The organism is Vibrio toranzoniae (assembly GCF_024347655.1).
Lineage (GTDB): Bacteria > Pseudomonadota > Gammaproteobacteria > Enterobacterales > Vibrionaceae > Vibrio > Vibrio toranzoniae.
In genome coordinates, this window is the sequence record NZ_AP025514.1 from 1,916,374 (window position 1) to 1,942,449 (window position 26,076).

The 26,076-nt window shown below is 41.8% G+C and carries 32 protein-coding genes and 1 pseudogene; 4 read left to right on the forward strand and 29 right to left on the reverse strand.

Annotated features, from left to right (window positions below):
- Nucleotides 1-80: 80 nt before the first annotated feature.
- The 5 genes from OCU50_RS08410 to OCU50_RS08435 all read right to left on the reverse strand — a co-directional run bounded on the left by OCU50_RS08410 (nt 81) and on the right by OCU50_RS08435 (nt 4,645).
- Nucleotides 81-1,322, reverse strand: coding sequence for a VapE domain-containing protein (locus OCU50_RS08410; protein ID WP_060467968.1), 1,242 nt, complete (start codon nt 1,320-1,322; stop codon nt 81-83).
- A complete protein-coding gene (locus OCU50_RS08415) occupies nt 1,315-1,557 on the reverse strand; it encodes a helix-turn-helix transcriptional regulator (protein ID WP_017057177.1) in 243 nt (80 codons plus the stop codon). Before OCU50_RS08415 ends, OCU50_RS08410 begins: the two co-directional genes overlap by 8 nt.
- 88 nt (nt 1,558-1,645) lie before the next feature.
- Nucleotides 1,646-2,590, reverse strand: coding sequence for a hypothetical protein (locus tag OCU50_RS08420; RefSeq protein WP_060467969.1), 945 nt, complete (start codon nt 2,588-2,590; stop codon nt 1,646-1,648).
- Nucleotides 2,591-2,666: 76 nt separating this feature from the next.
- Nucleotides 2,667-3,845: a site-specific integrase gene (locus tag OCU50_RS08425; protein ID WP_060467970.1), complete on the reverse strand. Its 1,179-nt coding sequence runs from the start codon at nt 3,843-3,845 to the stop codon at nt 2,667-2,669.
- 281 nt (nt 3,846-4,126) lie between these two features.
- On the reverse strand, nt 4,127-4,645 hold the full coding sequence (locus OCU50_RS08435; RefSeq protein ID WP_025634908.1) for a GNAT family N-acetyltransferase: 519 nt from the start codon (nt 4,643-4,645) through the stop codon (nt 4,127-4,129).
- A 192-nt stretch (nt 4,646-4,837) separates the two neighbouring features.
- Here OCU50_RS08435 and OCU50_RS20750 point away from each other — a divergent pair, with 192 nt between their 5' ends.
- A complete protein-coding gene (locus OCU50_RS20750; protein ID WP_082995078.1) occupies nt 4,838-5,017 on the forward strand; it encodes a hypothetical protein in 180 nt (59 codons plus the stop codon).
- 915 nt (nt 5,018-5,932) lie between these two features.
- A complete protein-coding gene (locus OCU50_RS08445) occupies nt 5,933-6,058 on the forward strand; it encodes a hypothetical protein (protein WP_261809194.1) in 126 nt (41 codons plus the stop codon).
- A gap of 380 nt (nt 6,059-6,438) precedes the next feature.
- On the opposite strand, the pseudogene OCU50_RS08450 reads toward OCU50_RS08445, so the two are convergent.
- Nucleotides 6,439-6,907 (reverse strand): annotated as a pseudogene (locus OCU50_RS08450) (cold shock domain-containing protein).
- A 198-nt stretch (nt 6,908-7,105) separates the two neighbouring features.
- On the opposite strand from OCU50_RS08450, the gene OCU50_RS08455 reads away from it, so the two are divergent.
- Nucleotides 7,106-7,285 (forward strand): hypothetical protein, encoded by a 180-nt coding sequence (locus tag OCU50_RS08455; RefSeq protein WP_060469835.1) that lies wholly within the window; start codon nt 7,106-7,108, stop codon nt 7,283-7,285.
- Between the two features lie 332 nt (nt 7,286-7,617).
- Here OCU50_RS08455 and OCU50_RS08460 read toward each other — a convergent pair whose 3' ends face one another.
- The 11 genes from OCU50_RS08460 to OCU50_RS08520 all read right to left on the reverse strand — a co-directional run bounded on the left by OCU50_RS08460 (nt 7,618) and on the right by OCU50_RS08520 (nt 16,897).
- Complete coding sequence (locus OCU50_RS08460; protein ID WP_060469799.1) at nt 7,618-8,133, reverse strand: hypothetical protein; 516 nt, start codon at nt 8,131-8,133, stop codon at nt 7,618-7,620.
- A gap of 134 nt (nt 8,134-8,267) precedes the next feature.
- Nucleotides 8,268-8,615 carry a hypothetical protein gene (locus OCU50_RS08465; protein ID WP_060469800.1) on the reverse strand — a complete coding sequence of 116 codons (348 nt, stop codon included), beginning with the start codon at nt 8,613-8,615 and terminating at the stop codon, nt 8,268-8,270.
- A gap of 204 nt (nt 8,616-8,819) precedes the next feature.
- Nucleotides 8,820-9,269: a RidA family protein gene (locus OCU50_RS08470; RefSeq protein WP_060469801.1), complete on the reverse strand. Its 450-nt coding sequence runs from the start codon at nt 9,267-9,269 to the stop codon at nt 8,820-8,822.
- Between the two features lie 150 nt (nt 9,270-9,419).
- Nucleotides 9,420-9,980, reverse strand: a complete 561-nt coding sequence (locus OCU50_RS08475; protein ID WP_201023963.1) for a hypothetical protein — start codon at nt 9,978-9,980, stop codon at nt 9,420-9,422.
- A gap of 148 nt (nt 9,981-10,128) precedes the next feature.
- Entirely contained in the window at nt 10,129-11,514 is a 1,386-nt protein-coding gene (locus tag OCU50_RS08485) for a hypothetical protein (RefSeq protein WP_060469802.1), read from the reverse strand.
- A complete protein-coding gene (locus tag OCU50_RS08490; RefSeq protein WP_060469803.1) occupies nt 11,495-11,704 on the reverse strand; it encodes a hypothetical protein in 210 nt (69 codons plus the stop codon). The genes OCU50_RS08485 and OCU50_RS08490 overlap by 20 nt, the downstream gene beginning before the upstream one ends.
- A 1,129-nt stretch (nt 11,705-12,833) precedes the next feature.
- Nucleotides 12,834-13,244 (reverse strand): GNAT family N-acetyltransferase, encoded by a 411-nt coding sequence (locus tag OCU50_RS08500; RefSeq protein WP_054963648.1) that lies wholly within the window; start codon nt 13,242-13,244, stop codon nt 12,834-12,836.
- A gap of 218 nt (nt 13,245-13,462) precedes the next feature.
- Complete coding sequence (locus tag OCU50_RS08505; protein ID WP_060469808.1) at nt 13,463-14,134, reverse strand: DUF4145 domain-containing protein; 672 nt, start codon at nt 14,132-14,134, stop codon at nt 13,463-13,465.
- A 151-nt stretch (nt 14,135-14,285) separates the two neighbouring features.
- Complete coding sequence (locus OCU50_RS08510; protein ID WP_060469807.1) at nt 14,286-14,753, reverse strand: cold shock domain-containing protein; 468 nt, start codon at nt 14,751-14,753, stop codon at nt 14,286-14,288.
- Between the two features lie 967 nt (nt 14,754-15,720).
- Complete coding sequence (locus OCU50_RS08515) at nt 15,721-15,876, reverse strand: hypothetical protein (RefSeq protein ID WP_157769195.1); 156 nt, start codon at nt 15,874-15,876, stop codon at nt 15,721-15,723.
- A 196-nt stretch (nt 15,877-16,072) separates the two neighbouring features.
- Nucleotides 16,073-16,897, reverse strand: a complete 825-nt coding sequence (locus tag OCU50_RS08520; RefSeq protein WP_060469806.1) for a hypothetical protein — start codon at nt 16,895-16,897, stop codon at nt 16,073-16,075.
- A gap of 190 nt (nt 16,898-17,087) precedes the next feature.
- On the opposite strand from OCU50_RS08520, the gene OCU50_RS20755 reads away from it, so the two are divergent.
- Entirely contained in the window at nt 17,088-17,267 is a 180-nt protein-coding gene (locus OCU50_RS20755) for a hypothetical protein (RefSeq protein WP_060469834.1), read from the forward strand.
- 334 nt (nt 17,268-17,601) lie between these two features.
- Here the strand turns inward: OCU50_RS20755 and OCU50_RS08525 are convergent, their stop codons facing one another.
- The 12 genes from OCU50_RS08525 to OCU50_RS08580 form a co-directional block, all read right to left on the reverse strand.
- Complete coding sequence (locus tag OCU50_RS08525; protein WP_060469817.1) at nt 17,602-18,063, reverse strand: GNAT family N-acetyltransferase; 462 nt, start codon at nt 18,061-18,063, stop codon at nt 17,602-17,604.
- Between the two features lie 675 nt (nt 18,064-18,738).
- A complete protein-coding gene (locus OCU50_RS08530) occupies nt 18,739-19,653 on the reverse strand; it encodes an alpha/beta hydrolase (RefSeq protein ID WP_060469818.1) in 915 nt (304 codons plus the stop codon).
- Nucleotides 19,654-20,100: 447 nt separating this feature from the next.
- On the reverse strand, nt 20,101-20,352 hold the full coding sequence (locus OCU50_RS08535; RefSeq protein ID WP_157769194.1) for a hypothetical protein: 252 nt from the start codon (nt 20,350-20,352) through the stop codon (nt 20,101-20,103).
- 619 nt (nt 20,353-20,971) lie between these two features.
- Nucleotides 20,972-21,331, reverse strand: a complete 360-nt coding sequence (locus tag OCU50_RS08540) for a hypothetical protein (protein ID WP_153011343.1) — start codon at nt 21,329-21,331, stop codon at nt 20,972-20,974.
- Between the two features lie 173 nt (nt 21,332-21,504).
- Nucleotides 21,505-21,795, reverse strand: a complete 291-nt coding sequence (locus OCU50_RS08545) for a hypothetical protein (protein WP_060469821.1) — start codon at nt 21,793-21,795, stop codon at nt 21,505-21,507.
- A gap of 147 nt (nt 21,796-21,942) precedes the next feature.
- Nucleotides 21,943-22,473: a hypothetical protein gene (locus OCU50_RS08550; protein ID WP_060469820.1), complete on the reverse strand. Its 531-nt coding sequence runs from the start codon at nt 22,471-22,473 to the stop codon at nt 21,943-21,945.
- A 105-nt stretch (nt 22,474-22,578) separates the two neighbouring features.
- On the reverse strand, nt 22,579-22,899 hold the full coding sequence (locus tag OCU50_RS08555; RefSeq protein WP_060469819.1) for a hypothetical protein: 321 nt from the start codon (nt 22,897-22,899) through the stop codon (nt 22,579-22,581).
- A 241-nt stretch (nt 22,900-23,140) separates the two neighbouring features.
- Nucleotides 23,141-23,269: a hypothetical protein gene (locus OCU50_RS08560; protein WP_261809195.1), complete on the reverse strand. Its 129-nt coding sequence runs from the start codon at nt 23,267-23,269 to the stop codon at nt 23,141-23,143.
- Between the two features lie 26 nt (nt 23,270-23,295).
- Complete coding sequence (tnpC, locus tag OCU50_RS08565; protein ID WP_016769319.1) at nt 23,296-24,879, reverse strand: IS66 family transposase; 1,584 nt, start codon at nt 24,877-24,879, stop codon at nt 23,296-23,298.
- 55 nt (nt 24,880-24,934) lie between these two features.
- Nucleotides 24,935-25,291: an IS66 family insertion sequence element accessory protein TnpB gene (gene tnpB / locus OCU50_RS08570; RefSeq protein WP_016769320.1), complete on the reverse strand. Its 357-nt coding sequence runs from the start codon at nt 25,289-25,291 to the stop codon at nt 24,935-24,937.
- Complete coding sequence (gene tnpA / locus OCU50_RS08575) at nt 25,288-25,641, reverse strand: IS66 family insertion sequence element accessory protein TnpA (RefSeq protein WP_055451982.1); 354 nt, start codon at nt 25,639-25,641, stop codon at nt 25,288-25,290. Before tnpA ends, tnpB begins: the two co-directional genes overlap by 4 nt.
- 172 nt (nt 25,642-25,813) lie before the next feature.
- Nucleotides 25,814-26,035, reverse strand: coding sequence for a hypothetical protein (locus OCU50_RS08580; RefSeq protein WP_060469655.1), 222 nt, complete (start codon nt 26,033-26,035; stop codon nt 25,814-25,816).
- Nucleotides 26,036-26,076 lie beyond the last annotated feature (41 nt).

A 26,076-nucleotide genomic window follows, 5' to 3' on the forward strand; every position in this document is an offset into this window, starting at 1 on the left:
TTTATAGATGTTCCGATTTCTACCCCACTTACTCCACCTAATCATGGTTCAAGTGGAGCAAGTGGGGTAGAAATCGCAACTTACAGAAATGAAGTATGGGGAATGACGGTAGGAAAACAGTATTGATTTGAACCATTAAGCATTTTCTTATCTAGCTTTTCTTCTTTGTGTAGCTGGTTTAAGGCTTTGCCAACCACGTTACCTTTAGATGCATCAACTTTGAATAAGTCACAGATTTGCTTAGTCGTGAGCCATTCCCTAGCCTTGCCATGACAGGTTTCTAGTTGGTCGTTGAGCATGTTGTACCAAGTGCCTTTATCCACGTACTTAGCCGATTCTTTTGATACCAAGGCTTGAGCGTCAGGTGAAAGCATCCAAGGGTGTTTTTGTACTAAGAATAGGTGTTTCACTTCTAACCAGAATTGGCGCAGTTTTTCCGGTTCTACCAGTGTCAACTCACCTGTCACTTGATAATCCCAACCTAATAGTTCGTTAAGTTTGTCCATATTGGTTTCAGCAATTAGTTCAATGACCGCGTAACGTGAGTTGCCTGTTTCATCCTTAAGGAAGTCTGTGCCGTTTACCGTAGCAATTAAGTTGGTTTGTCGTGACTTCTTAATATCACTTCTCGTATAAGGAGGACGAACGGTATCTTGAGCGCGTGTCACAAAGGCTTTGAGCGCGCCTTGGCAGTTTTTGGTAGAACGCTCTAGCTCCCCAAGTTCAACTATCCACGAACGAATCACCGATAAGATGCTGTCTTTGTTATCGGGGTTTAACTCAGCCCCTTCTAAGAAGGCACTTGGCATCACGTTAGCAATACGCTCAACAAAAGCCGTCTTCTTAAAGGACTGCTCACCTTGCAGTACTGGAACGAGCTTTGATTTAAAATTAGGCACAAGCAAACATGCTACACAGCCCACTAACCAGTGTAGCAATACGATTCTAGCCAGTTGTGGATTCTTAGCCCCTAAACAGCTTAACACTGTGTCGACTCTTGGCTGTCCGTCCCATCCTCCACCTAACCAATCCTTAATAGGATGGTAGCTATTGTCTAAGGCGATAGCGTTAAAATGGTCATCAATCGCGGGCTTAGGTAATGAATGGATAGACGCGACTGAAATCAGTTCACTTCTCACCGTATCGGGTGAGCCGATGCATTCCTTACCTTTGAAAATATCAGGCTCTAGGGTCATCTTGTTGAGCTTGGCTTCATAGCCAGAACTTTTGAGTAACGCCTTTAGGTTATCAGCCGTATTCAGCACAATGGTTTTACCGGACTCGGTGTACTTCACATGAGGGAACTCTGGCTCTTTAAGCATGGAAGCACTCCTCTTGTGATAAGTGGTCTCGCTTAGTGTGGTTATCGAGCCAACGGTCTAGGTCTTCTTTAAGGTAACGAACCGCACGCCCAATCTTGATAAAGGGAGGCGCGTCCGTTCTGTTTTTACGTTGCCCTTCCATACGTGCTTGACGTAGAAATGAACGGCTCATGCCGATGTAAGTCGAGGTTTCTTGCTCTGTGTAAGCGCGTTTGTTTTTCTCTTGGTTTTCCATACTTTAAGTACCTTCATTGTTCGTGGAGGTACTATGAAAACCTTAGAATCATTCACGGGAAGAAAGGTGGGAAGTTTTACGGGAGCTTTTATTCTCGTATGCCCTTCCTTACCTCTGACAGCATATTTTGGAAGCGTTTAAAGGACATACCATCCGCAGTATCTTTACTAGTGTATAGACGTTCGTTATCGATGCCGTCAATAATCACATCCACATCAAACTGGTAGCGTTCTTCTCTCACATCTTCACGGATCAGATTCCAAACCTCTCTTGCTTTGGCTTGAGGGTAAAGGGTGAGTATTCGATGCTGGATCATTTTAACGGGATTGGTTTCGATGTTTGGCTTTAAGCCTTGCCCTACTTGGTTTTCCGCTGAATTTGTAACTGGCTTAGCTTGGTTAGATAACCGGTTATCGCTACGGCTTAAATCTTGCCAAGTTCGGTTAAAGGACTGGCTTAAACTCTTTGGACAAAGCCTGATATCACTAGCTTTCAAACCTATAGGTAAGGGCGATAATTGCTTGCTACTTTCACTGATGATTTCAGTGAATGCCGACAAGAGCCCAACGAGGCTTGATACCTGTCCTTGACTGGTTTTGCCTTTGGCAATCTGCATCATGCTTTCTTGCTCTGGGTACAACGCTACCAGTTTTGGCACGATGAAAGCTATATTCTTGGAGCTTAAACGCTGTTCGTGGATGCCATTAAACTGACCTTTAACCGCATTCGGGAAAGCCTGGTTAATGAGTCTCGGTTTAGCATAGGCCAGTGTTGGTACGGCTTTAAACCGCGTTAACTGGCATTTACCCACTAAGACTTGCAGAGATTGCTTTTGGGTTAACTCAATAAAGCCCCGTACATGCAAACTATAGAGCAATACGTTATGGCTATCGACTGCCGCCGCGTCTGGACAGTCAATGTTAGCGTGAAGCCTAAACACCCCACTTTCAACCGCATCAAACACTTGTTCCTTAGTGAGTAACGTTAACTTTTCCAGTTCGTTTAAGTGTATGTAATCCCTGTTATCGTCCATCTATAAATCAGTGCTCGTAACCTAGTAAATCGTTAGCTTACTGATTTGATGCTGGCAACACATCACAACGCACTCACTATCCGATGAGGTTCACAGCTGCGGCTTTATGCTCTGGCGCTAGGTGCGCGTATCTGAGAGTCATCTTCAAATCAGAATGCCCTAACAGCTCACGAACTGTATTCAAATCCACGCCATTCGTCACAAGCTTACTCGCAAAGTGGTGGCGCAAATCGTGAAACCGGAAATTAGAGATGTCCGCCTCTTTCAGCAGGCACCGCCAAGGGTATTGAATCAGAGGTGCAGAGTCTCGGTGATTAGGGGTAAACACGTAAATTTGATTGGGGTTTTGTGCCCGCCACTGACTAAGAAGGTTAAACACGGTGTCATTAAGTGGGATACGCCTTGTCTTCTTTGACTTAGCATTTTCGGCTCTCACTGTCAGGTAACGATTTTCAAAAGACACATCTTCCCAAGACAAACTCAGTAACTCATTTTTGCGAGCACCAGTGTTTATAGCAGTAATTACAAGCGGCTTAACAAAGTCTGAGTATAGCTTTTCACTGCCAGACGCTCTTAGCCTGTCGTTACGTTCATCAAGGGCAATAAGTAAGGCGCTTTCTTCTTCACGGGAAAGATAACGAACGCGAGTATTATCCTCAGTGACCAGTTTCACTTTATCGAGAGAGTGAGAATCTAACAACTCCCACTCTACCGCTCTGGTGAGTGCCGCTTTGAACGACATGAAAATACGGCTCATGGTGGCGGGCGCTCGACCTTGCTTACGTTTTTGCGTGTACCATTCTTGAATGTCACGAGCGGCAATGTCAGTGAGGCGTTTTTCACCCAAGTGAGCAAACGTATTCTTAATCGAGTTAAACGACTGGTTAGCCGTTCGAGGGTTCAAAGCCATCAAATAGTCTTGGTAATGTTCGTCAAGAAAACGGGTTAACGTCAGTCCCTCACGGGCTTCTAATTTCTTAGCTTCGTGACGACTTTCTTGTACGTCTTCCCCACTGGCGACTTGTCCTGATTTCTCTTTGGCTAAGTCTCTAGCTTGAGCGGGTGTTAATGAATTAGCCGCCCCTAAGAAATAGTTTCGCTGCTTGCCGTTAATTCGATAGTACAGGTAATACTTCACCGTTCCTTTTGGGGAGATACGCGCATGAAAACCGCTGACTTCGGTATCGTTTAGGCGCTTATCTTCAATGGTGAGATTCTCGATAGAGCTGTTGGTGATCTTCTGCTTTAATGCCATGACACAATCCTTAGTGTAGCAAATATGTAGCAGAAAAATTGTAACTTGAGGCATTATAGAGAACAACCATGAACCAACCAATCATAGCTATCTTACTGTATTTATTCGGTTAATTTATCATTTTAGTTCATAGCCGTTCATTGCGTTACATTACCGAATCGCACTGTTAAGGGGTGAGCAACGCAATACCGAAGCCGCCGCAAACTACCTTAATCACTAAAACCAACGCATAGTGAAAGTGCCACGCGTTGCGAATCCCTCTTGAACAGTTTGTTATACCGTTACTCACAGCTGACCCAATACCTAGCCAAAGGATTTGGGAAAACCTTACCTATAACGATTTTTTCAAACTCACCACCGTTAGCTTCTATAACACCACGCGATGCAAAGTTATCTTCATCAGCAGTCAGTAGTGCTCGCTCGATGCCAAGAGAGGCAGCTTTCGAAAGCGCCAACTTCAGCATTAACTTACCGTTGCCCTTTCCACGATATGAGGGGGCTATATCGTAACCAATATGCCCAGCTTCTAAAGAGAGGAAATCATTGTCGATATTATGGCGAACCCGAATAGCTCCGAGGATAGACCTTGTACTATCTATCAGCCAAAAATGACTACATGGCACATAACCTTCACGTAAGTTTATACCCGCAGCTTCGTCACTCAAGCGCTGAACATATTTGGAAAAATCAATTTTACCTTCAAGGTAGTACTCAGCATTTTCAACATCGTTTTGAGCAAAGTCCTCATAGAAAGCTTCGAAAGCAGACTTAAACTCTTGCGATGGTACAACTAACTCCATGTAATTTTCTCCGATAAGGTATAACGCAAAGCTAAGTAGTGAGCAACGTAATACGAAGCCACCGCATAACACCTTAAACACATAAATCAACGCATAGTAAAAATGCCACACGTTGCGAATCTGCCTTAAGCGCTTTGTTAGTTTGCCACCGCGATGAAACCAGAGGTTTAGCGCCAAGTTGTTGAATTAGTTATGAAGCTACTGGCTTTAAACACAAAAGTAAAACGGACAGCTCAAAATTTAAATACAACCAACAAAACGCACTTGACTAAGAAGCGACATACGACAAATGACCACGGTTTGAAGCGCTTTAACTGGCAAAGGATTCATTCAATTAACCTGACAACTAAGTGTGACCAAGCCATTTGTTAGCGAAATTAGTCACCAAGACAAAGAAGACGCACTAAAGAACTAGCAACAATGTTAGAACCAGTAAGTGACTAACGCACCGCAAATGCTTCCAATACAGTGCCACCGGAAAGTTCGTGAGATTGGAAAGCGAACAGGTGAATAGCTAGAACGTAGAACATAGCTTTTAGACCACAAACGCTTCTCTGCCCTTTGCAAACTAACGCTAAGCTAAGTAGTGAGCAACGTAATACGAAGTCACCGCATGCCACCTTAATCACTTAAACCAACGCATACTAAAAATGCCACGCGTTGCGAATCTGTCTTAAGCGCTTTGTTAGTTTGTCACCGCGATAAAGCCAAAGGTTTAGCGCCAAGTTGCTGAATTAGCGATGAAACTACTGGCTTTGAACACAAAAGTAAAACGGGCAGCTCAGAATTTAAATACAACCGACAAAACGCACTTGGCTAAGAAGCGACATACGATAAATGGGCACGGTTTGAAGCGCTTTAACTGGCAAAGGATTCGTTCGACCAACCTGACAACCAAGTGCGATTAAGCCATTTGTTAGCGAATCAGCCACCAAGACAAAGAAAACGCACCAACGAACTAGCAACAATGTTAGAACCAGTAAATGACTAACGCACCGCAAACGCTTCCAATATAGTGCCACCGGAAAGTTCGAGAGATTGAAAAACGAACAGGTGTAAAGCATAAAAACCGGACTAGGCTCTTAGACCACAAATGCTTTTCTGCTCCTTGCAAACTAACGCTAAGCTAAGTAGTGAGCAACGTAATACGAAGTTACCGCATAACACCTTAAACACATAAACCAACGCATACTAAAAATACCACGCGTTGCGAATCTGCCTTAAGCGCTTTGTTAGTTTGCCACCGCGATAAAACCAAAGGTTTAGCGCCAAGGTGCTGAATTAGCAATGAAACTACTGACTTTGAACACAAAAGTAAAACGGACAGCTCAGAAGTTAAGCCCAACCAACAAAACGCACTTGGCTAAGAAGCGACATACGACAAACAACCACGGTTTGAAGCACTTTAACTAACAAAGGATTCGTTCGGCTAGCCTGAAAACCAAATATGACCAAGCCATTTGTTAACGAATTAGCCGCCAAGACAAAGAAAACGCACCAATGAACTAGCAACAATGTTAGAACCAGCAAATGACTAACGTACCGCAAACTCTTCCAACATAGTGCCACCGGAAAGTTCGCGAGGTTGGAAAAGGAACAGGTGAATAGCTAGGACGCAGGACAAAGCTTTTAGGCCACAAACGCTTTTCTGCCCTTTGCAAACTAACGCCGCGTTAAGTGGTGAGCAGCGCCTACCACCCTACCCAAACCATTGTGCCGTAAACACTAAATTCAAAGCAAACCGAAAATGCCAAGCGTTGGGGATCCGTCTTAAACGCTTTGTTATGCCGATACTACCAACTACCGCACAACTGGCTCTCACAAGGGCTACCATCATTGTCACCATCAATTTTAACTCCGGGACAGTTTGACAAGTAAAACTTGGCTTCATCACAAGATACCATCTGGCTGCAATAAGTTTTACCTTGACAGTTAAAGCCCATATTTTCATATTTTGGATTTAACTTTGGCTCTATTATAAAAATATATAAAACTGCACCTAAAAAACCAACAATAAGGACAGGGAGTATAATTGAAAAAGGGTTGCTTTTTTGGGGTTCGATACCAACCAACTGTGCAATCGAAGCGCTTGGCTTAGAGGTATTCTCCGCAAATTGAAATTCTACTTTATCTCCAACTTGTGGTCGGCGAAAACCCTTTTTGAATTTGGATACATGAACAAAAAATATCACCATTGAGATTGTCGGACTTTATAAAACCAAAACCTCTATCATCAATCCAGCGAACGATTTTCCCTTTCATATATCCTCCATTTTCTTATAGCGGCATAACGCTAAGCTAAGTGGCTAATAAACCTGCCACCCTACCCAATTTGAACACCTTAAACACACAACTTAACCAAACCAAAAATGCCGAGCGTTTGTTAGTCCGTCTTAAGCGCTTTGTTAGTTTGCCACCACGATGAAGCCAAAGGCTTAGCGCCAAGGTGCTGAATTAGCTATGAAACTACTGACTTTGAACACAAAAGTAAAACGGGCGGCTCAGAAGTTAAACCCAACTAACAAAACGCACTTGGCTAAGAAGCGACATGCGGGATATAACCACGGTTTGAAGCGCTTTAACTGGCAAAGGATTCGTTCGACTAACCTGACAACCAAATGTGACCAAGCCATTTGTTAGCAAGTTAGTCACCAAGAAAAAGAAAACGCGCCAAAGAACTAGCGATAATGTTAGAACCAGTAAGTGACTCACTCACCACAAACACTTCCAACATAGTACCACCGGAAAGTTCGTGAGATTGAAAAACGAACAGGTGTAAAGCATAAAACCGGACTAGGCTCTTAGACCACAAACGCTTTTCTGCTCCTTGCAAACTAACGCCCAATTAAGGGGTGAACAACGCCACCACCCAACCTAAAGCATTGTATCGTAAACACTAAAGTTGAAGTAGAAGCAAAAATGCCAAGCGTTGAGAATCCCTCTTAAATTGTTTGTTATGACCGAACTTAAAGCTACTTGCTTAATATTCTGTGCTCGGTAACCAAATGAAAGCCCAATATGTTTTGACGGACTTTAAGTGATACTAAACCACTTTGCTGCTCTTTTAACCATTCTGCCTTTGAAACTCGTCGCCTTAAAGTCCCTAAAGAATTGTCTTGAAGTTGCAAAACATAAGCAGGGGTTCTACTAAATAGGCTCTTGTACTTGTCAACGACAGTTACTTCCGTTTCAAACGATTCACCTTTAGCGGTGTAAAGACAAAGCACTCCGATAATAATAAGGCAGCAAGCTGCATATAAATCCGGTCTTTGTCTTCTAAAAAATTTTCGGTCATCTTCAAATTGGGTATATATCTTAAGAGGGTCTTTACGCTGATGAATACAAAAACCAATTAATAAGCCGACAAGAGCAATACTCAAAACTATCTCAAGTCCGTTAAACAAGCTATTTTCTACGACGACACATAACCAAGAAGCCGAGGCATATATAGAAAAATATAAAATAAGTTTAACGTTGTTAAGTTTCAAATTTCCTCCTAGGTCATAACGCTGCGTTAAGTGGTGAACAACGCGACCGCCGAAACTAAACCATTGTGACGTAAACACTTAATCCTAATCAAACTAAGAATGCCAAGCGTTGTGAATCCGCCTTAAACGCTTTGTTATGGCGATACTCTAAAGCGTTTCATTAACTCTCTTCTAGAACCCATAAGCTCTTGATATGATGATACATCTATTTTGAAACACATATGATTCTTATCATGCCGAATGTAAAAACCAGACTTATTCTCGCGCAAGTACTCTGTTGGAATGTCGAGCAAATGTATGTTCGTACCATCTTCAAGTAAAAAATAGATTTGCTTGAGCCGACTATCATCAATTTTGTCCAATGAAACTTCTAGCCACCAAACAGGCAGTGCCTTATTGATCTTTGAAAAGTGAGTATTACGGCTGAGAAAGTCAACACCATATATACTTCTCGCTCGTTGTATTGCTTCTGACTTTTTCATAATTAATGTCCTAGCCTTGGATACAAATCAATTATAGCAACTGATGAGTGTGGTTTGTCCCTGCGCCATAACGCCGCGTTAAGTGGTGAACAACGCCACCACCTAACCTAAACCATTGTGCCGTAAACACTTAAGCCGAATTAAACCAAAAATGCCAAGCGTTGTGAATCCGTCTTAAACGCTTTGTTATATTTAGCCTTCGATTTAAAATATGGAGTCAATGATGATTGGTAAATTGCCTCGTACGGACATTGCTCCAAAAACTGAGCGTGCGTGAACGCCCTTTTCACCAAACACGTCTGCCATTAAATCTGAGCACCCATCCAACACTTTAGGATGTTGTTCAAAATCACTCGTGGCATTAACGAAACCTTGGAGCTTTACAACTCGGGCTACTTTATCTAATGAACCTAATTCGAGTTTAACCGCTGCCAAAATATGTAAGCCTGTAGCTTTAGCAAAAACGTAACCTTCTGCTGTTGTGTATTCTTGACCTAGCTTACCTTTCGGTACTTTGTCTAAACCTGCCACTGGTCCTTTACCTGAAACATAAAGTAATTTGCCTGTTCTCACACAATTGCAGTAACTCCCTTGAGGGTCGCTTGCTTGAGGTAACTCTAATCCAAGTTCTGATAGTCTCTGTTCGATGTTCATTTATCCTCCATGATTCAAAAAAATATAACGCCGCATTAAGGTGCGACAACGCTGTAACACCCAAGCTAAACCATTGTACCGTAAACACAAATTTCAAACCGGAGTAAACTCGCCACGCGTTGAGAGTCACTCTTAAATGCTTTGTTAGGTTTATTGGCAAAGGAGCCGTATGCTTCCTGTTTTTTTGTCATATTCATGGTGAGGAATAAGCAATGGCAGTTTTGACAACTCCAAACCTTTTGATTTCGCTCCCCACTTAACGGGCCTACCTGTCGTGTCGTAGTACACTTGATTTTCGTAGTCGATAAGGCCAGATTGCCACTCATCGCCTAGATAACTCAGATCTTCTGATTCATCGTACCATTCTGGATTAATCAGAGTTATTATCGCTCCATTAATAGGGCTGCGGTCCCAAAAAACAAAATACTCTGGAACAACTGAACGCTCTGCTACGGAAAAATAGTTAAGTGGGTATTTATCTTTAGGCCACCAAGAGGGGTATTGTTCATCGAAACTGCCACCAACATGTTTCTTTGCCTTAGCAATTTCTATCTCACTCCGTCTGTAGACATTGACCCTTAACTCTCCTTGTTGAACTCTAACCATTTGACCTACTTCCAATCTGTTTGATTGAATAACTGTCTCAGAGCAATATTCTGAACTTACAGGGGTGCCATGTGCGATAAATGCGACAAACACCCCTGCCAACACTAGTAATCTGTTGATAACAACTCCTTAAACCTAACGCCCAATTAAGGTGTGAAGCACGCAACCACCACACTCAAGTTAACCACCATAATCACTGAACTCAACCCAAACCAAAAATGCCAAGCGTGCTGAATCACTCTTAAATTGTTTGTTAGGCATTTTGTGTCAATAAGAACTGATTAATTACTTGAGCACGAGTTAATGATTGCGAACGTTCAGTTGAAGGTAACCCATATGGAACATATTTACCTATAAATGTGACGCAATCGCCCTTGGAAACAGGCACTACAAGCTGCTCTCCTTTTTCTAACTTGATGTCTGAGAATAGCTCGTTCCCATTCACGTAAATACATTCAAAGTAGGTAGTTTCGTCTTCCAACTCACACACTATGAGCTCACCAATATCTATTGGTACAACATACTTGTCAGTACCAATGACATTCTGGCAACTTGCAATTACCTCTCGAACATACTTTAACTCACCGTCATTGATAAATAAGTGAGGACAAGAGCCTATTTGCCAATGCATATCGTAACTTAGCAAATTATCGAAATCTAAGCTCTGAACAGTCTGGATCAAGTGTTTACTGCTTTTTTTATAGTTAACAGTGTTTATTAATAGCGAGTCCCCATAAACATACGTGTCTTCGTAGTCGATTGAAATAGAGCCATGCTGTAAAACCTGAACTCGTTCTCCCTCTTCACCACAATATGATGATCGGCTTCGACTAACAACCGGACCAAGCTGTGGCAAAACTAAAGCAACTGGGATAACTAATGTTGTGTCTTTTGGTATCGGGACTGGAGGGAGTTTTATAGATTTTGGCTCTCTAGTATCAGAAAGCAAAGTGAACCCGTTGTTTAATAGATAATCGCACTCAATTGATTCAAGGACAATTGTGTCTTCGCTTACATTCGTTATTGCGGTGAAAGCTCCCCACAACGGTCTAGTTATAATTTCTTCAAGCAGTGGGATTCCCCAGCAACCATGCTCATATCCAACAGCTTTTGCAACACAAGTTTTTTGATGCAAATTATGCGTTAGCATGATTTTTAACAAACCATCTTCTCTTGAAAGGTCTTCTAATTCTTTAGTATCAATATCTCGTAGTACTTCGTAATACTTAAATGGGCTAGATGTTCCTCTAGGAAAAGTTACGTTGTCGAATTGCTCACAATATGCCTCAACGCTTCTATAGTTTTCAGATTTGATTATTACGTCTCTATCCGATAGAGAATGACTTTGGATGATATCAAATAGCGACTGAGTTACCTGATTGTTAAGAAATCGAACATTGGTGAGAGGAAATCTTCGATAATCTCGAAATGAGATTTCATAAAGGCTTGAAAAATCCTGACATACATAGTGATTAATAAGAAGGTCATCACTACACACTTGAGGCACAGTTAAAGATGAAATGTACTTTTCCAATTCAGCTTGATTAATACCATTATTTACTATGATATCACCCGCTGCCTGATAGTTGGTGGCATTATCGCCACCTACTTGGAAGTTATTATTTTCTTTTTTGAACATCTTTACCACCGAAGTACATATCGCCTTTCGATTGATAATTGGTAGAGTTTTCCCCACCAACTTGAAAATTTTCGATGATGGTCGTTTCTTTTTTCTTACGTCTTATAAACAAAGAAAAAATCAATGTGGTAATACTTACCCCTATCCCACTGAATACCCATTCTTTATTATCAATAACCCACTGAACCATAATATCTCCGTAATATTGATGCCTAACGCTAAGCTAAGTGGCTAACAAACCTGCCACCTGACTCAATTTGAACACCTTAAACACACAACTTAACCAAACCAAAAATACCGAGCGTTTGTTAGTCCGTCTTAAGCGCTTTGTTAGTTTGCCACCACGATGAAGCCTAAGTTTAGCGCCAAGATGCTGAATTGATTATGAAACTACTGGCTTTGAACACAAAAGTAAAACGGGCAGCTCAGAATTCAAACCCAACCAACAAAACGTACTTAGCTAAGAAGACTTTCGTAGATGCCGACAGCCACAAACACCATCTTTCAAAGTGCCCGCTTAACTTTCAAAACCAAAGAAGCAGCGCGCAAGAACATTGAGAAGTGAACCTTACTAACACGAAAGGATTGAATGACACGAGAGCCAATTAACCGAAAAACGGGCTACGCGAGATGCCTATTTCGATGAAAAGTCTTTGGGAAATAACAGGTGAATAGCTAGGACGTGGAACAAGGCTCTTAGACCACAAACGCTTTTCTGCCCTTTGCAAACTAACGCTAAGCTAAGTAGTGAGCAACGTAATACGAAGCCACCGCATAACACCTTAAACACATAAATCAACGCATACTAAAAATGCTACGCGTTGCGAATCTGCCTTAAGCGCTTTGTTATGTGACATTTCTACGTTTTGACTCTTTTTGATATTTTGATTCTCGATGCAGCCAAATTCCCCAATACACAAAGAACATAAATGCTGAAAAAATAAAATAACTAAGAACTTGTTCACTTAAATACTCGAAAAGAGTTTCCGACGGTGATGATGAGTACTGAAAGAGCACATTGAAAATGATGTAGAACGTAGTTATCAAGAAACAACTTTTGAAGATCCAAGCGAGAAAACCCTGTTCTCTTACTTTTTGCCAGTGTTCAAACATTTGATTTTTCATACAACACCTTATACCAATAACATAGTTCTAAATTCTCTAACATTATGGACCTATCGACTTTTCCAACTGGTCACATAACGCCGCGTTAAGTAGTGAGCAACGCCGACCACCACGCCTAAAATATTGTGCCGTAAACACTAAATTCAAATCAAACCGAAAATGCCGAGCGTTGCGAATCTGCCTTAAACGCTTTGTTATGCGTGCGGCTTAAATTTCTTCGTCATTCCTTGGCTGGATGGAGAAACAAGCTTGTACCCTAATTTCTCGTAAAACACTGGCTCATCTGCGATCATTGAAACATAAGAGCCTTCAAGAGCAACCGACGACAAATAGTTATCTATATGCTCCATGACCTTCCGGCCTAACCCTTGGCCTTGATAGTTCGGATCAACTGCAACATCCACGACTTCAAAGTTACATGCGCCGTCTCCAACTACCCGCCCCATAGCAATTAGCACATCATCATCTCGAACCGAGATAGCGTACAAGCTATTTGGCAAAGCAATAGTGGCAGCTTTTAACGACTTTGGAGACAGCCCAGCCTTCACTCTCATTTCGCAAAATTCTGACGGGCTAGGGACTTTTGCTTCGTATGTTATTGTCATGATGTACATCTCCTTTTATTACATTCGGAGCATACACAAGACAACTGTATAAATAAACATGTGAAGTGAGTTTTTGATTAGTACGCATAACGCCCAATTAAGGGGTGAGCAACGCTACCACCCAACCTAAAGCATTGTGCCATAAACACTAAAATTGAAGTAGAAACAAAAATGCCAAGCGTTGGGAATCCCTCTTAAATTGTTTGTTATAAGAAAAATCACTTATAGGACTTATGCATTTGAGTTGATTTACTTTCAAGATCAAATTTTGCTTCATACAAATGAAGCATCAATGCTTCTAGCAGGTCTATTGCTAAAGACAAGTCCTTTCTTTGGGGCGAAATCAATTTATGTGCGGCACTATCACCCATGAATTTTAGAGTTAACAGCCCTTCAGTAATTCTTTTGGGCATACCTAAGATATCGTTTAATTTTTCTATTTTTATATGAAACTTCCAAGCTATATCATCAGTGATACCTTGGTCTATGCAGATCGCTTCGAGCAATGTTCGTATGGCTGTTGCAGTAGGAATTGCTAGATCGTACCTAAACGAAGTAACAATATCTCGATATAAATCCTGAAGTTCATCTTTGATGTAACAAAAGCTTTTAGGATTGCGATGGCTAAAAGTATGTTCTGGATAAAAGCTAGACACATACACTTGCTCAAACCCATCATTCATACCAGCACATGTATCTTTATCTTCTAAGCAAGCAGAATCACAACCCATACAAACCCAAAACGTATATTCAGATTCCTCTAAAGGTGAACTTTCATCCACACAACCATCATCTTCATCAAAATATACGATTTTTGTATGGGAACTCTTAGCTGTGTGATTCGTTGTTCGATTACAGCTGTTACAGTGAATTTTTTTAGTTTCGCCCATTGTTTGCCTTTTCTTATAACGCCCAATTAAGGTGCGACAACGCTATGACACCCAAGCTAAACCATTGCACCGTAAACACAAAATTCAAATTGGAGTGAAATCGCCACGCGTTGGGAGTCACTCTTAAATTGTTTGTTATATCGCGATCTCATTAGTTACACAGTTGCATTTCACAAGGCTCACCATCATGGTTTCCGTCAATTTTTACATTTGGACAATTAGCTAAATAGAACTTAGCCTCATTGCATGACACCATTTGACTGCAATGAGTCTTGCCTTCACATGCAAAACCCATATTTTCGTATACGGGAGCGGTAAATAGCTTGCTGTAAGTGATGTAACAAATTGCACCAATTATTAGACCACTTAGTATTACTGTTAGTACTGATGGCGATTTACTAAGACCCTTATCAGGTTCAACACCCACTAACGAGACTAAATGTGCATTTGGTTTGCCGTTTTTTAATTCCACTTGAAACTCAACGCTATCACCAATTCGAGGACGTCTAAAACCTTGTTTAAACTTCGATATATGAACGAAAATATCGCCTTGGTAATCATCAGAACTGATAAAACCGAAACCTCGGTCATCAACCCATCGAATAATAGAACCCTTCATAATTAACCTTTCTTTGAAGCGATATAACGCCGCGTTAAGTAGTGAGCAACGCCACCACCCTACCTAAAACCTTGCCACCTTAAACACCAAAGCTGACTTGAACTAAAAATGCCGAGCGTTGGGAATCTGTCTTAAACGCTTTGTTAGCTGTATGAGCTTACTTTGAATTTCGATAGGTTACTTGAAATCCAGTCAAACCTATCGAGAGAGCAGTAATACAGATTCCGCTAAAGATCGCGTCATTAAGATGAACCGAGTAGTAAAGCAATATCGTAAAACCAGTTACCGATGCTAAGAAAGGTACGATCGAATGACGAGTAAAACGAGCAGTATCAACCACACTATAACGGTCTAGAACCAAATCCAATATCAAGAGTATATGTATAACAAACAAAACATTTAATACTGGAAATACCCAGTAAATCCAAACAGTTACAGGGAAGCTAAATAATTGAGTAAAGGACAGGTGAGCCAATATAGAGAACAAAACTGTCTTCCACCCATTCGAGCTACTTTTCACTCTAATGCGGTATGCTCGTCGTGTTGCATTAGAAATTTGCTTGATTGAAAAAACAAAAATAGCCAACCAAACTAGTAGGAATACCATTATTCAATAACCTTACATTAAGATTTATACACCTACTCTAAAGAAAATATCAACACTATTGTGGATACAGCTAACGTAAAGCTAAGTAGTGAGCAACGTAATACGAAGTCACCGCATGCCACCTTAATCACTTAAACCAACGCATACTAAAAATGCCACGCGTTGCGAATCTGTCTTAAGCGCTTTGTTAGTTTGCCACCGCGATAAAACCAAAGGTTTAGCGCCAAGTTGCTGAATTAGCGATGAAAATACTGGCTTTGAACACAAAAGTAAAACGGACAGCTCAGAATTCAAACCCAACCGACAAAACGCACTTGGCTAAGAAACGACATACGACAAACAACCACGGTTTGAAGCGCTTTAACTGGCAAAGGATTCGTTCGACCAACCCGACAACCAAATATGACCAAGCCATTTGTTAACGAATGAGCCGCCAAGACAAAGAAAACGCGCCAAAGAACTAGCAACAATGTAAGAACCAGTAAGTGACTCACTCACCGCAATCGCTTCCAACATAGTGCCACCGGAAAGTTCGTGAGATTAGAAAACGAACAGGTGAATAGCTAGAACGTAGAACAACGCTCTTAGACCACAAACGCTTTTCTGCCCTTTGCAAACTAACGCCGCATTAAGGTGTGAGCGACGCTTGGCTATACTTGAGCGAAGCGAAACTGCCAAACGTTGCGAATCACTCTTAAATGCTTTGTTAGGCTTATGATTCCAGCCTTTTTACTACTTGGTTCATTGTGTAATGAACGAACTGAGAGCCAAGCTCTGTAAGCTCATATTGCTTAGTATTTTCAAACGCTGACTCCATTGTGCTACTGCCAGAACCAGAACGTTTTGTTGTGCGAGTTTGTTTTACAAACTGCCCTTGCATATTTGTTGGTCTAAACTGCCGAATAACACTACCAGTACTTAAGTCTCTGATTAATAGTTTGAAAAGATCTGCCTCTGCACTATTTTCTCGAGGCACGATATCACTTACAGATTGCCAAATACCTAACCGTGTTATCCCAGGTTTCTGATAAATAGAACGAATAACCTTAAAGTGAATTTCATGATAAGTATCAAGCCAATCATTGAATAATCGAATCTGGTCATCAGGACAAATATTTGATGAGGCTGCGTTAGAGATCAAATTTACTATATATTGCCGTTTCTCTGCTGTATCAGAGGTATCCCAAGATCTAAACGCGCGACGAACTAAACCTAAATATTCTTCACTCTGGATTCTAGCTTCAAATTCTTCGGGTATAGACTCTAAGCGGTCGGTAACCTCGTCGAGCGATTTAGCCAACAGTTCAATCTTGGTTTTGTGTACTTGCAACCATTCTTCATAGAGTGCGTTTACTTGCCCTTGGCTTTTTTCACCATGAGCCGCGGCACCAGACGCTAGAATACTTCCGACCCAAGGTATAACACTCATTGCATTAGCCGTAACTCGGCAGTACTTTTTCCATTTATCACTATCGGTCAATACTGCTAAATCATGAATAATGAACTCTTCCGATCTTTCCAGTTTCTTATCTGTCACGATAATCTCCTATAAGCCTAACGCTAAGCTAAGTGGCTAACAAACCTGCCACCTGACTCAATTTGAACACCTTAAACACACAACTTAACCAAACCAAAAATGCCGAGCGTTTGTTAGTCCGTCTTAAGCGCTTTGTTAGTTTGCCACCGCGATAAAACCAAAGGTTTAGCGCCAAGATGCTGAATTAATTATGAAACTACTGGCTTTGAACACAAAAGTAAAACGAGCAGCTCGGAATTTAAACCCAACCAACACAACGCACTTGGCTAAGAAGCGACATACGACAAATGACCACGGTTTGAAGCGCTTTAACTGGCAAAGGATTCATTCAATTAACCTGACAACCAAGTGTGACCAAGCCATTTGTTAGCGAAATTAGTCACCAAGACAAAGAAGACGCGCCAAAGAACTAGCAACAATGTTAGAACCAGTAAGTGACTAACGCACCGCAAACGCTTCCAATACAGTGCCACCGGAAAGTTCGTGAGATTGAAAAACGAACAGGTGAATAGCTAGAACGTAGAACAACGCTCTTAGACCACAAACGCTTTTCTGCCCTTTGCAAACTAACGCCGCGTTAAGTAGTGAGCAACGCCACCGCTGAACCTAACCTATTGTGGTGTAAACACTAAAGCCGATTCAAACCGAAAATGCCAAGCGTTGAGAATCTGTCTTAAACGCTTTGTTATATGTAAAACTCAAAGCTAAAAGTATGCTGGTATTACTTCATTAGAAGCCACTGGTTCCTTTGTGTAGATCATGCAGTCAGAGCCCTGAATACAGACAAAACCAAGCTTCATATAGAACTGCTGTCCAATATCACTATGTAGGTACAAAGCCCTACAATGGTTCCTATCAAATAACTCAGATTTGACTAGGTTAACCAACTTTGACGCATAGCCTTGGTGCCTTAGTTCTTGAGGTGTAGCCACAGAGCCAATACCAAAAGAGCCCTCTTTAAGATCGAACATGCCGCTATAAACAATAAGAGATGATAGAACTTGATCCTTTTCAACCAATACGTACCAAGTACCCGCTAAGTATTTTTCACTGTTACGACAACCAACTAAGTACTCCTCATAAGAAAGACCGTCGCCCCATACATCGAAGCCCATTAAATAGATGAGATCTAAATCATGATCCTCTGCTTTTCTTAGCTTCAGCATTGTAAAAATCCTAAATTGACCAAAACATATAACGCTAAGCTAAGTGGCTAACAAACTTGCCACTTCACCCAATTTGAACACCTTAATCACGCAACTAAACCGAACTGAAAATGCCGCGCGTTTGTTAGTCCGACTTAAGCGTTTTGTTAGTTTGCCACCGCGATAAAGCGAAAGGTTTAGCGCCAAGGTACTGAATTAGCTACAAAACTACTGGCTTTGAACGCAGATGTAAAATTGAAAACAACAGAACTCAAATCTAACCACCAAAACGTACTTGGCTAAAGAAGACTTTCGCTAAACCTGACAGCCAAACACACCCAACCTCGCTGCTTATTGACGACCTTTCAAAACCAAAGAAACAGCGCACAAGAACGTTGAGAAATGAACCTTACCGACACGAAAGAAATGAATAACACGGCGGCCAATTGACCGAAAAACAAGCTACGCGAGATGTCTGTTTCGATGACAAATATTGAGAAAATAACAGGTGAATAGCTAGAGCGCAGAGCAAAGCTTTTAGACCACAAACGCTTTTCTGCCCTTTGCAAACTAACGCCGCGTTAAGTGGTGAGCAACGCTAACCACCCAACCTAAACCATTGTGACATAAACACTAAAACCAAAATAAGCCGAAAACGCCATGCGTTGGGAATCCGGCTTAAACGCTTTGTTATATCTAATTTTTTATTTGGTTTGAAATTGCAGCGATACAACGTTTTGCCGAATTACACACACCAGACAACTGAAAGAAACCATGAATTACACCCAAATAACGTTCACAGTAAGCGTCAACGCCTTGTGAAAGCATCAACTTGTATAAGTGCTCACCCTCATCGCGTAGTGGGTCAAACTCTGCGGTAATAATAGTTGTGATAGGCAAACCGCTAAAGTCACTGTTTAAAAGGTTAAGCTCTGGTTCAGTAATGTCTTTAGAGCTACAGTTCGCGTATAACTCGAAGCCAGAAAGAAGCATATTTGCCGTTATAACATAGTCTGAACCATTTTCTCTGTAACTTTGCGAATTACCTGTTGGATCCAGCATTGGGTAAATAAGAATTTGCTGACGAGGCAACCACTGTTCTAGTTTTTTTAGCCTAAGCGTCGTCGCCAAAGCCAACTGCCCTCCTGCGCTATCACCAATAAAGACTAAATGCTCTGAATCACCACCATACTTATACGCTTGCGCCTTAATGCCAAGTACAGCTTGGTAGACATCATCGTGTGCTGCTGGATAAGCATGTTCAGGCGCTAACCTGTATTGAATGCAAATAACTATCGAGTTGGATAGAAGAGCAATTTGTCTTAGCTGAGCATCATGTGTCTCAAAGCCACCACTGATGAAACAACCTCCATGAAAGTAGACCGTTATAGGTAAGTTCACTTCATCTGTAGGCTTGTAAATCTTAACCGGAATACTATTAATTACATCTAAGTATTCGCTTGCAATTTTAGGGCTCTCACCAGCTAATATGGTACTACCGACATAGCCAGCCCGACGATCAGCAATTGTTTGTGCTGAAGGGCAAAATTTGCCATTTGATTGAAATTCCTCAACTAACTCTCTGATGCCAGATTCTAGGTACTTGGTCATTTTATAACTCTATCACTAAAAAACTAGAGAATAATATACCAGCACAGAAGCATGTATATACATACAGTCGGAATGTGTGATGTAAATTAGATATAACGCTAAGCTAAGTAGTGAGCAACGCAATACGAAGCCACCGTAACACCTTAAACACATAAATCAACGCATACTAAAAATGCCACGCGTTGCGAATCTTCCTTAAGCGCTTTGTTAGTTTGCCACCTCGATGAAGCCAGAGGTTTAGCACCAAGGTGCTGAATTAGCTACGAAAGTACTGGCTTTAAACGCAAAAGTAAAACGGGCAGCTCAGAATTTAAATACAACCAACAAAACGCACTTGACTAGGAAGCGACATACCACAAATAACCACGGTTTGAAGCGCTTTAACTGACAAAGGATTCGTTCGACTAACCTGACAACCACGTTCGACCAAGCTATTTGTTAACGAAATTAGTCGCCAAGACAAAGAAAACGCATCAAAGAACTAGCAACAATGTTAGAGCCAGTAAGTGACTCACTCACCGCAAACGCTTCCAACATAGTGCCACCGGAGAGTTCGTGAGATTGGAAAACGAACAGGTGAATAGCTAGAACGTAGAACAACGCTCTTAGACCACAAACGCTTTTCTGCCCTTTGCAAACTAACGCTAAGCTAAGTAGTGAGCAACGCAATACGAAGCCACCGCATAACACCTTAAACACATAAATCAACGCATACTAAAAATGCCACGCGTTGCGAATCTGTCTTAAGCGCTTTGTTAGTTTGCCACCGCGATGAAGTTAAAGGTTTAGCGCCAAGATGCTGAATTATTTACAATAACTACTGGCTTTAAATGAAAAAGTAAAACGGGCAGCTCAGAATTTAAATACAACCGACAAAACGCACTTGGGTAAGAAGCGACATACCACAAATCACCACGGTTTGAAGCGCTTTAACTGACAAAGGATGCGTTCGACTAACCTGACAACCAAATATGACCAAGCCATTTGTTAGCAAATTAGCTGCCAAAACAAAGAAAACGCATCAAAGAACTAGCAATAATGTTAGAACCAGTAAGTGACTCACTCGCCGCAAACGCTTCCAATATAGTGCCACCGGAAAGTTCATGAGATTGAAAAACGAACAGGTGAATAGCTAGAGCGTAGAACAAGGCTTTTAGACCACAAACGCTTTTCTGCTCCTTTGCAAACTAACGCCGCGTTAAGTGGCGCACAACGCTAACCACCAAACCTAAGCCATTGTGTCGTAACCACTAAAGCTGATTCAAACTAAAAATGCCGAGCGTTGTGAATCCGCCTTAAACGCTTTGTTATGCGACTTTCAATGTACGCAGTTTGATTGAGAAAAGATTTCGTAGTCGTTCAATGAACCGTAACGAAATTTGAAGTCCACAACCTTGCAAACTTCTGTCGTTTCACTCATATAGATAATTTTGCCTTTCGCATAGGCTGTATCGCTATCTTTAAACGCTGATTCAATTTCATGACTTAAACTAGCTGAACCATTTGGTAAAGACCTCAAACCTTCAAGCGCATCAAACCATTGTTCTTTAATAGCAATTTGAGTCAACATACGCTCTGACACAAAGTTCAGCTCTTTGGGTTGTACGACATATCTATCATAGGCGAAATAACCAAGTCCGCACGCTATTATCAATATGATTAGATTCGACTTTTTCACGCATTCCTCCTAGTCGCATAACGCCGCGTTAAGTAGTGAGCAACGCTACCACGAAACTTAACCATACCATCGTAAACACAAAACCCAACGATGGAATGAAAATGCCATGCGTTGGGAATCTGTCTTAAACGCTTTGTTATGCCAAATCTCACGACTGGATGATTACTCTTTCGCTATTCAGCTACTTCAGTTTCAGTCGATTCTGAACTTGAATCTTCATCATCTTTCTCGGTATGAAGTTCCACACCCATAAAACTACCCAACTCTCTTTTAATTCGATGTAGTTCATTTACTGATACGAATATCTCGCCGTATGCATCTGAGCCTTCCAGAGCTATCTGATAAAATGCAAGTTCGGGGTGCGCATTAGTAGTTAGCCTCAATGAGTTATCATCCACAAGGAACTCAACTACCGTATCCATGTTGACGTATAAATTTTCTATTATTTTTAATGCTTTAGCCATAATTGACTCCTTGTTTTTTCCGCATCGGCATAACGCCCAATTAACGTGTGAGCAGCGCATACACTGAACTTGAATACTGCGCCGTAAACACTAAATTCAACCCGAAGTGAGAGCGCCAAGCGTTGCGAATCACTGTTGAATTGTTTGTTAGCTTATGATCTTATTTGGTACTTGAAAGTTAAATTTCGTTAGATTTTTAAAACTCTCATACTCATCTGAGCAAAGGTCTTTCCGTATCAAATCGTACAATTCAGCAAAATTTGGAGCCTTTCCTCCAGCGGCAAAATTATTTACAAACTCGACAACTTCCTGTGATGCATACAAAGGTAAACGATTGAACTCAATGCAGAACTTTTGATTAGCCCTTACCGCCTTTTCTGATTCCATATCATTCAAATACGAAAACTTTGTTGATACCGCATTTAAAAACATATGGTAGTAGTCTTGCTTGATTTTTCTTGCTTCCGCACTCCGCTGGAGCTTTGAATCAGAAAGGTATGTTAGTTCTGCTACTAATTTGTCATTTTCAGCTTTCAAACTTGCTTTTACTTCCTCTAACTTTTGGTCATATTCATGTTTTACTGCGTTTGTTAGTCTTGTAATTATCAGATTCTTCGACAGAAAAGCTAACGCAGACACTGCAACCGAAGATCCTAATACTGTTATGATAAAGTCCATATTTTCCTCAAATAAGCTAACGCCGCATTAAGGTGTGAGCGGCGCTTGGCTATACTTGAGCGAAGCGAAACTGCCAAGCGTTGCGAATCACTCTTAAATGCTTTGTTATACGATTGATTCCAAAGTACTTTCTAAACTTGATAAAGGATATTTTTTTCCTAAGATGATAGCTCTAGAGTTTATTGGGTCAACTTCTACATAATACTCAGTTCTACCGTCAGGATATTGAGCTAAGTGAAGTACAATACGCCCCTTTGATTCTGCAGCTTTACGTAAGTCCCAACCAGTAGATTCCAAGCTCATAATAACCTTTCCGCTGCAAACCTCTCGGATAATCGGCGAGTATACCCAATGAGACATTTTCATTTCTTTGGCAATTGTCAGTACTTCAAATTTACCATTGAGAACATACTGATTTGTTTCCATTCGATATCCCCGTAAAATCGTATAACGCTAAGCTAAGTAGTGAGCAACGCAATACGAAGCCACCGCATAGCACCTTAAACACACAAATCAACGCATAGTAAAAATGCTACGCGTTGCGAATCTGCCTTAAGCGTTTTGTTAGTTTGCCACCTCGATGAAGCCAGAGGTTTAGCACCAAGGTGCTGAATTAGCTACGAAAGTACTGGCTTTAAACGCAAAAGTAAAACGGGCAGCTCAGAATTTAAATACAACCAACAAAACGCACTTGACTAGGAAGCGACATACCACAAATAACGTAAGCGTCTACGAACCGACTCATTGACTTTCTAATATCTACGCAGATACCGCCAACTAAGGCGGTATCTGTCATTCTGAGCGGTATTCTGTAGGGGCGGACTATTCCGTCTTTGGCATTTTCCAAGGTAGAAGATGACCATGGTCATCCTCACTCTTCAGTTTCGGGATTTCTCGTAGCACGTATTCGAGGTACTCATACGGCTCACAGTCGTTAGCCTTCGCGGTTTCGATAAGACTGTACAACACTGCACTGGCGCGGGCTCCATTATGAGTCTTTGAGAACAACCAGTTGTTCCGTCCTACCGTGAACGGACGTACTGAACGTTCCGCTCGGTTATTATCCATGCTTAACCGGCCATCATCGATAACTCTTACTAGCTTCGACCATTGATTGAGACTGTAGCTAATCGCCTCACCCAATTTACTTTTAGGGGGCACCTGAGTGACCGATTTATCTAACCACGCCTTGAATTCATTGAGCAGAGACTGAGTCTTTGATTGGCGGGTAACATATCGCTCTTCCCTCGTCTTATCTTTGAGTGCTTGTTCAACACGATAGAGCTTTTGGAACCAACTCACTGCCCACTGGATTTTACCCCCTTTTCCTTGCTTGCCTTTTGGTTGGCTCTGCTCTGCCTCTATGAACTTGCGTCTTGCATGAGCCCAGCAACCCACCAACTTCGCCTCTGTCTTTTCATACGCTTTATACCCATCAACATGAAGGTATCCAGTGTAGTTTGACAGATACGATTGAGGGCAGTGATGCCCCCGACTCCCTTCCTGATAGTCGAACAAGACGATACCAGGGGATTGCGCATTACCACCCCGGTCTGGACCACACCCATATAACCAGATGTAACTTTTCTTTCTTTCGTCATCGAGCACGGTCAACGTGGTCTCGTCCGCGAACAGAACATCTTGAGCAAGGAGGGTTTCTTTCAGTAAGGCGATTAACGGCTCTACCTTATCAGCGCAACGCAGTATCCATTGACTCATCGTTTTTCGGCTGAGCGCTAGCCCATATTGTCTGAACAGCGATTCTTGACGATAGAGAGGCAGGGCATAGTGGTATTTGTTCGTGATAATTTGCGCAAGCAAAGAGGGAGTCGCGATGCTTTTCGGGATAATCGATGCTGGCGGTGGAGCCATTGCAACAACACTCTTCTCTCCTAACGCGTCACATTGACGACAGACGTATTTGGGTCTTTCAGTGACTTCGACATACAACTTGGCCGGGATATACACCAGTTTTTCACTGGTGCTTTGCCCCATCCTGCAGAGTATCGACTGACAACACGAGCAGGTTTTTTCTGATTCTGGTATGTCCACCACGACTCGCTCTCGTGGCAGGTCTTCGGGAAGCTTTGGGCGACCACGACGTTTTGTCTCGGATGAAGTGTTTTCCGCTTCCGAAGCGTCATCATTCGGATTATCGGGTGCTTCCTCTTCACCTATCGTATCGGCATGAGTCTCCGCCTCATTGAACTCTAAGTCCTGAGGGGGCAGGGTTTCACTACTGCTACCAAAGCGTTTACGCCGCGCTAGGTTGAGTTTTTCAACCAGCGATTGGATGGTTAATTCGCTCTCGCTTAGAGATTGGCGAAGTGTGAGTACCGTAGATTCAAGCTCAGTCACTTTTGAACGTAAGAGCGCTAGCTCATCTTCTTTATTTTTATTTGGCATATAAGGAAGATCGCAGAGAGCCGCGAAAGTTCCTTATACGCTATTATTTTTTAATTTAATTAAGACTTTGGTAATTCAATGTTTGATGGGGTTTCATTTTTTCAATATCGAGCCCATCAAGCAACCAATGCCACTGCTCTTCCGTTAATGAGAGGGTTTTCCCTGGCATTTTTCTTGGCCAAGCGAACTTGTCTTTTTCGAGTCGCTTTTGCCAGAGGCAAAAGCCATTACGCTGCCAGTAGAGAACTTTGAGCTTATCCCGCGTGCGATTAGAGAAGACAAATAGCGCTTCAGAGAAGGGATTAAGGTTCATATTCTGTTCAACAATAAAGCTCAAGCCGTTAATGCCCTTTCTAAAATCGACGGGCGCCTTGTGGAGATAGATAACAGAGATATCAGGGAACATTTTCATACAACAGCAAGCTCCTTCAATAGAAGACCGAGCCACTGAGGTGCTACATCACGAGGTACATGAAGAGAGCATGCTCCCGCTTCAAGGCGTAATTCCGTAGGTAACGTAGAGGGAGGCAGTTGCTCGGTTTTGGTGTTTAGCATGGCTGTTTTTTCAACAACAACGAATTCAGAAAGTGAATCTTCTCGTTTTTTAGGCAGGTTGACTAAGTGGTGTAGTTTGCGACGGTTGTTATCAAATGTTTTTGGATGAAGATTGTGCTCTAAACAAAACTGAGCGGCAGACTGCTCACTATTGTAATACTTCTGAACAAGGCGTAGCCATTCTTGCTGAGATCTATGCTGAGACATTTTCGAGTACCTTTAACGATAAAAGTTAAAGGTTACGACGTTTATTAAAAGGATTGAATGAGTCGATTTAAAGACGCTTACCAAATAACCACGGTTTGAAGCACTTTAAATGACAAAGGATTCGTGCGACCAACCTGACAACCACGTTCGACCAAGCTATTTGTTAACGAAATTAGTCGCCAAGACAAAGAAAACGCATCAAAGAACTAGCAACAATGTTAGAGCCAGTAAGTGACTCACTCACCGCAAACGCTTCCAACATAGTGCCACCGGAGAGTTCGTGAGATTGGAAAACGAACAGGTGAATAGCTAGAACGTAGAACAACGCTCTTAGACCACAAACGCTTTTCTGCCCTTTGCAAACTAACGCCGCGTTAAGTAGTGAGCAACGCAAACCACCGAACCTAAACCATTGTGCCGTAAACACTAAATTCA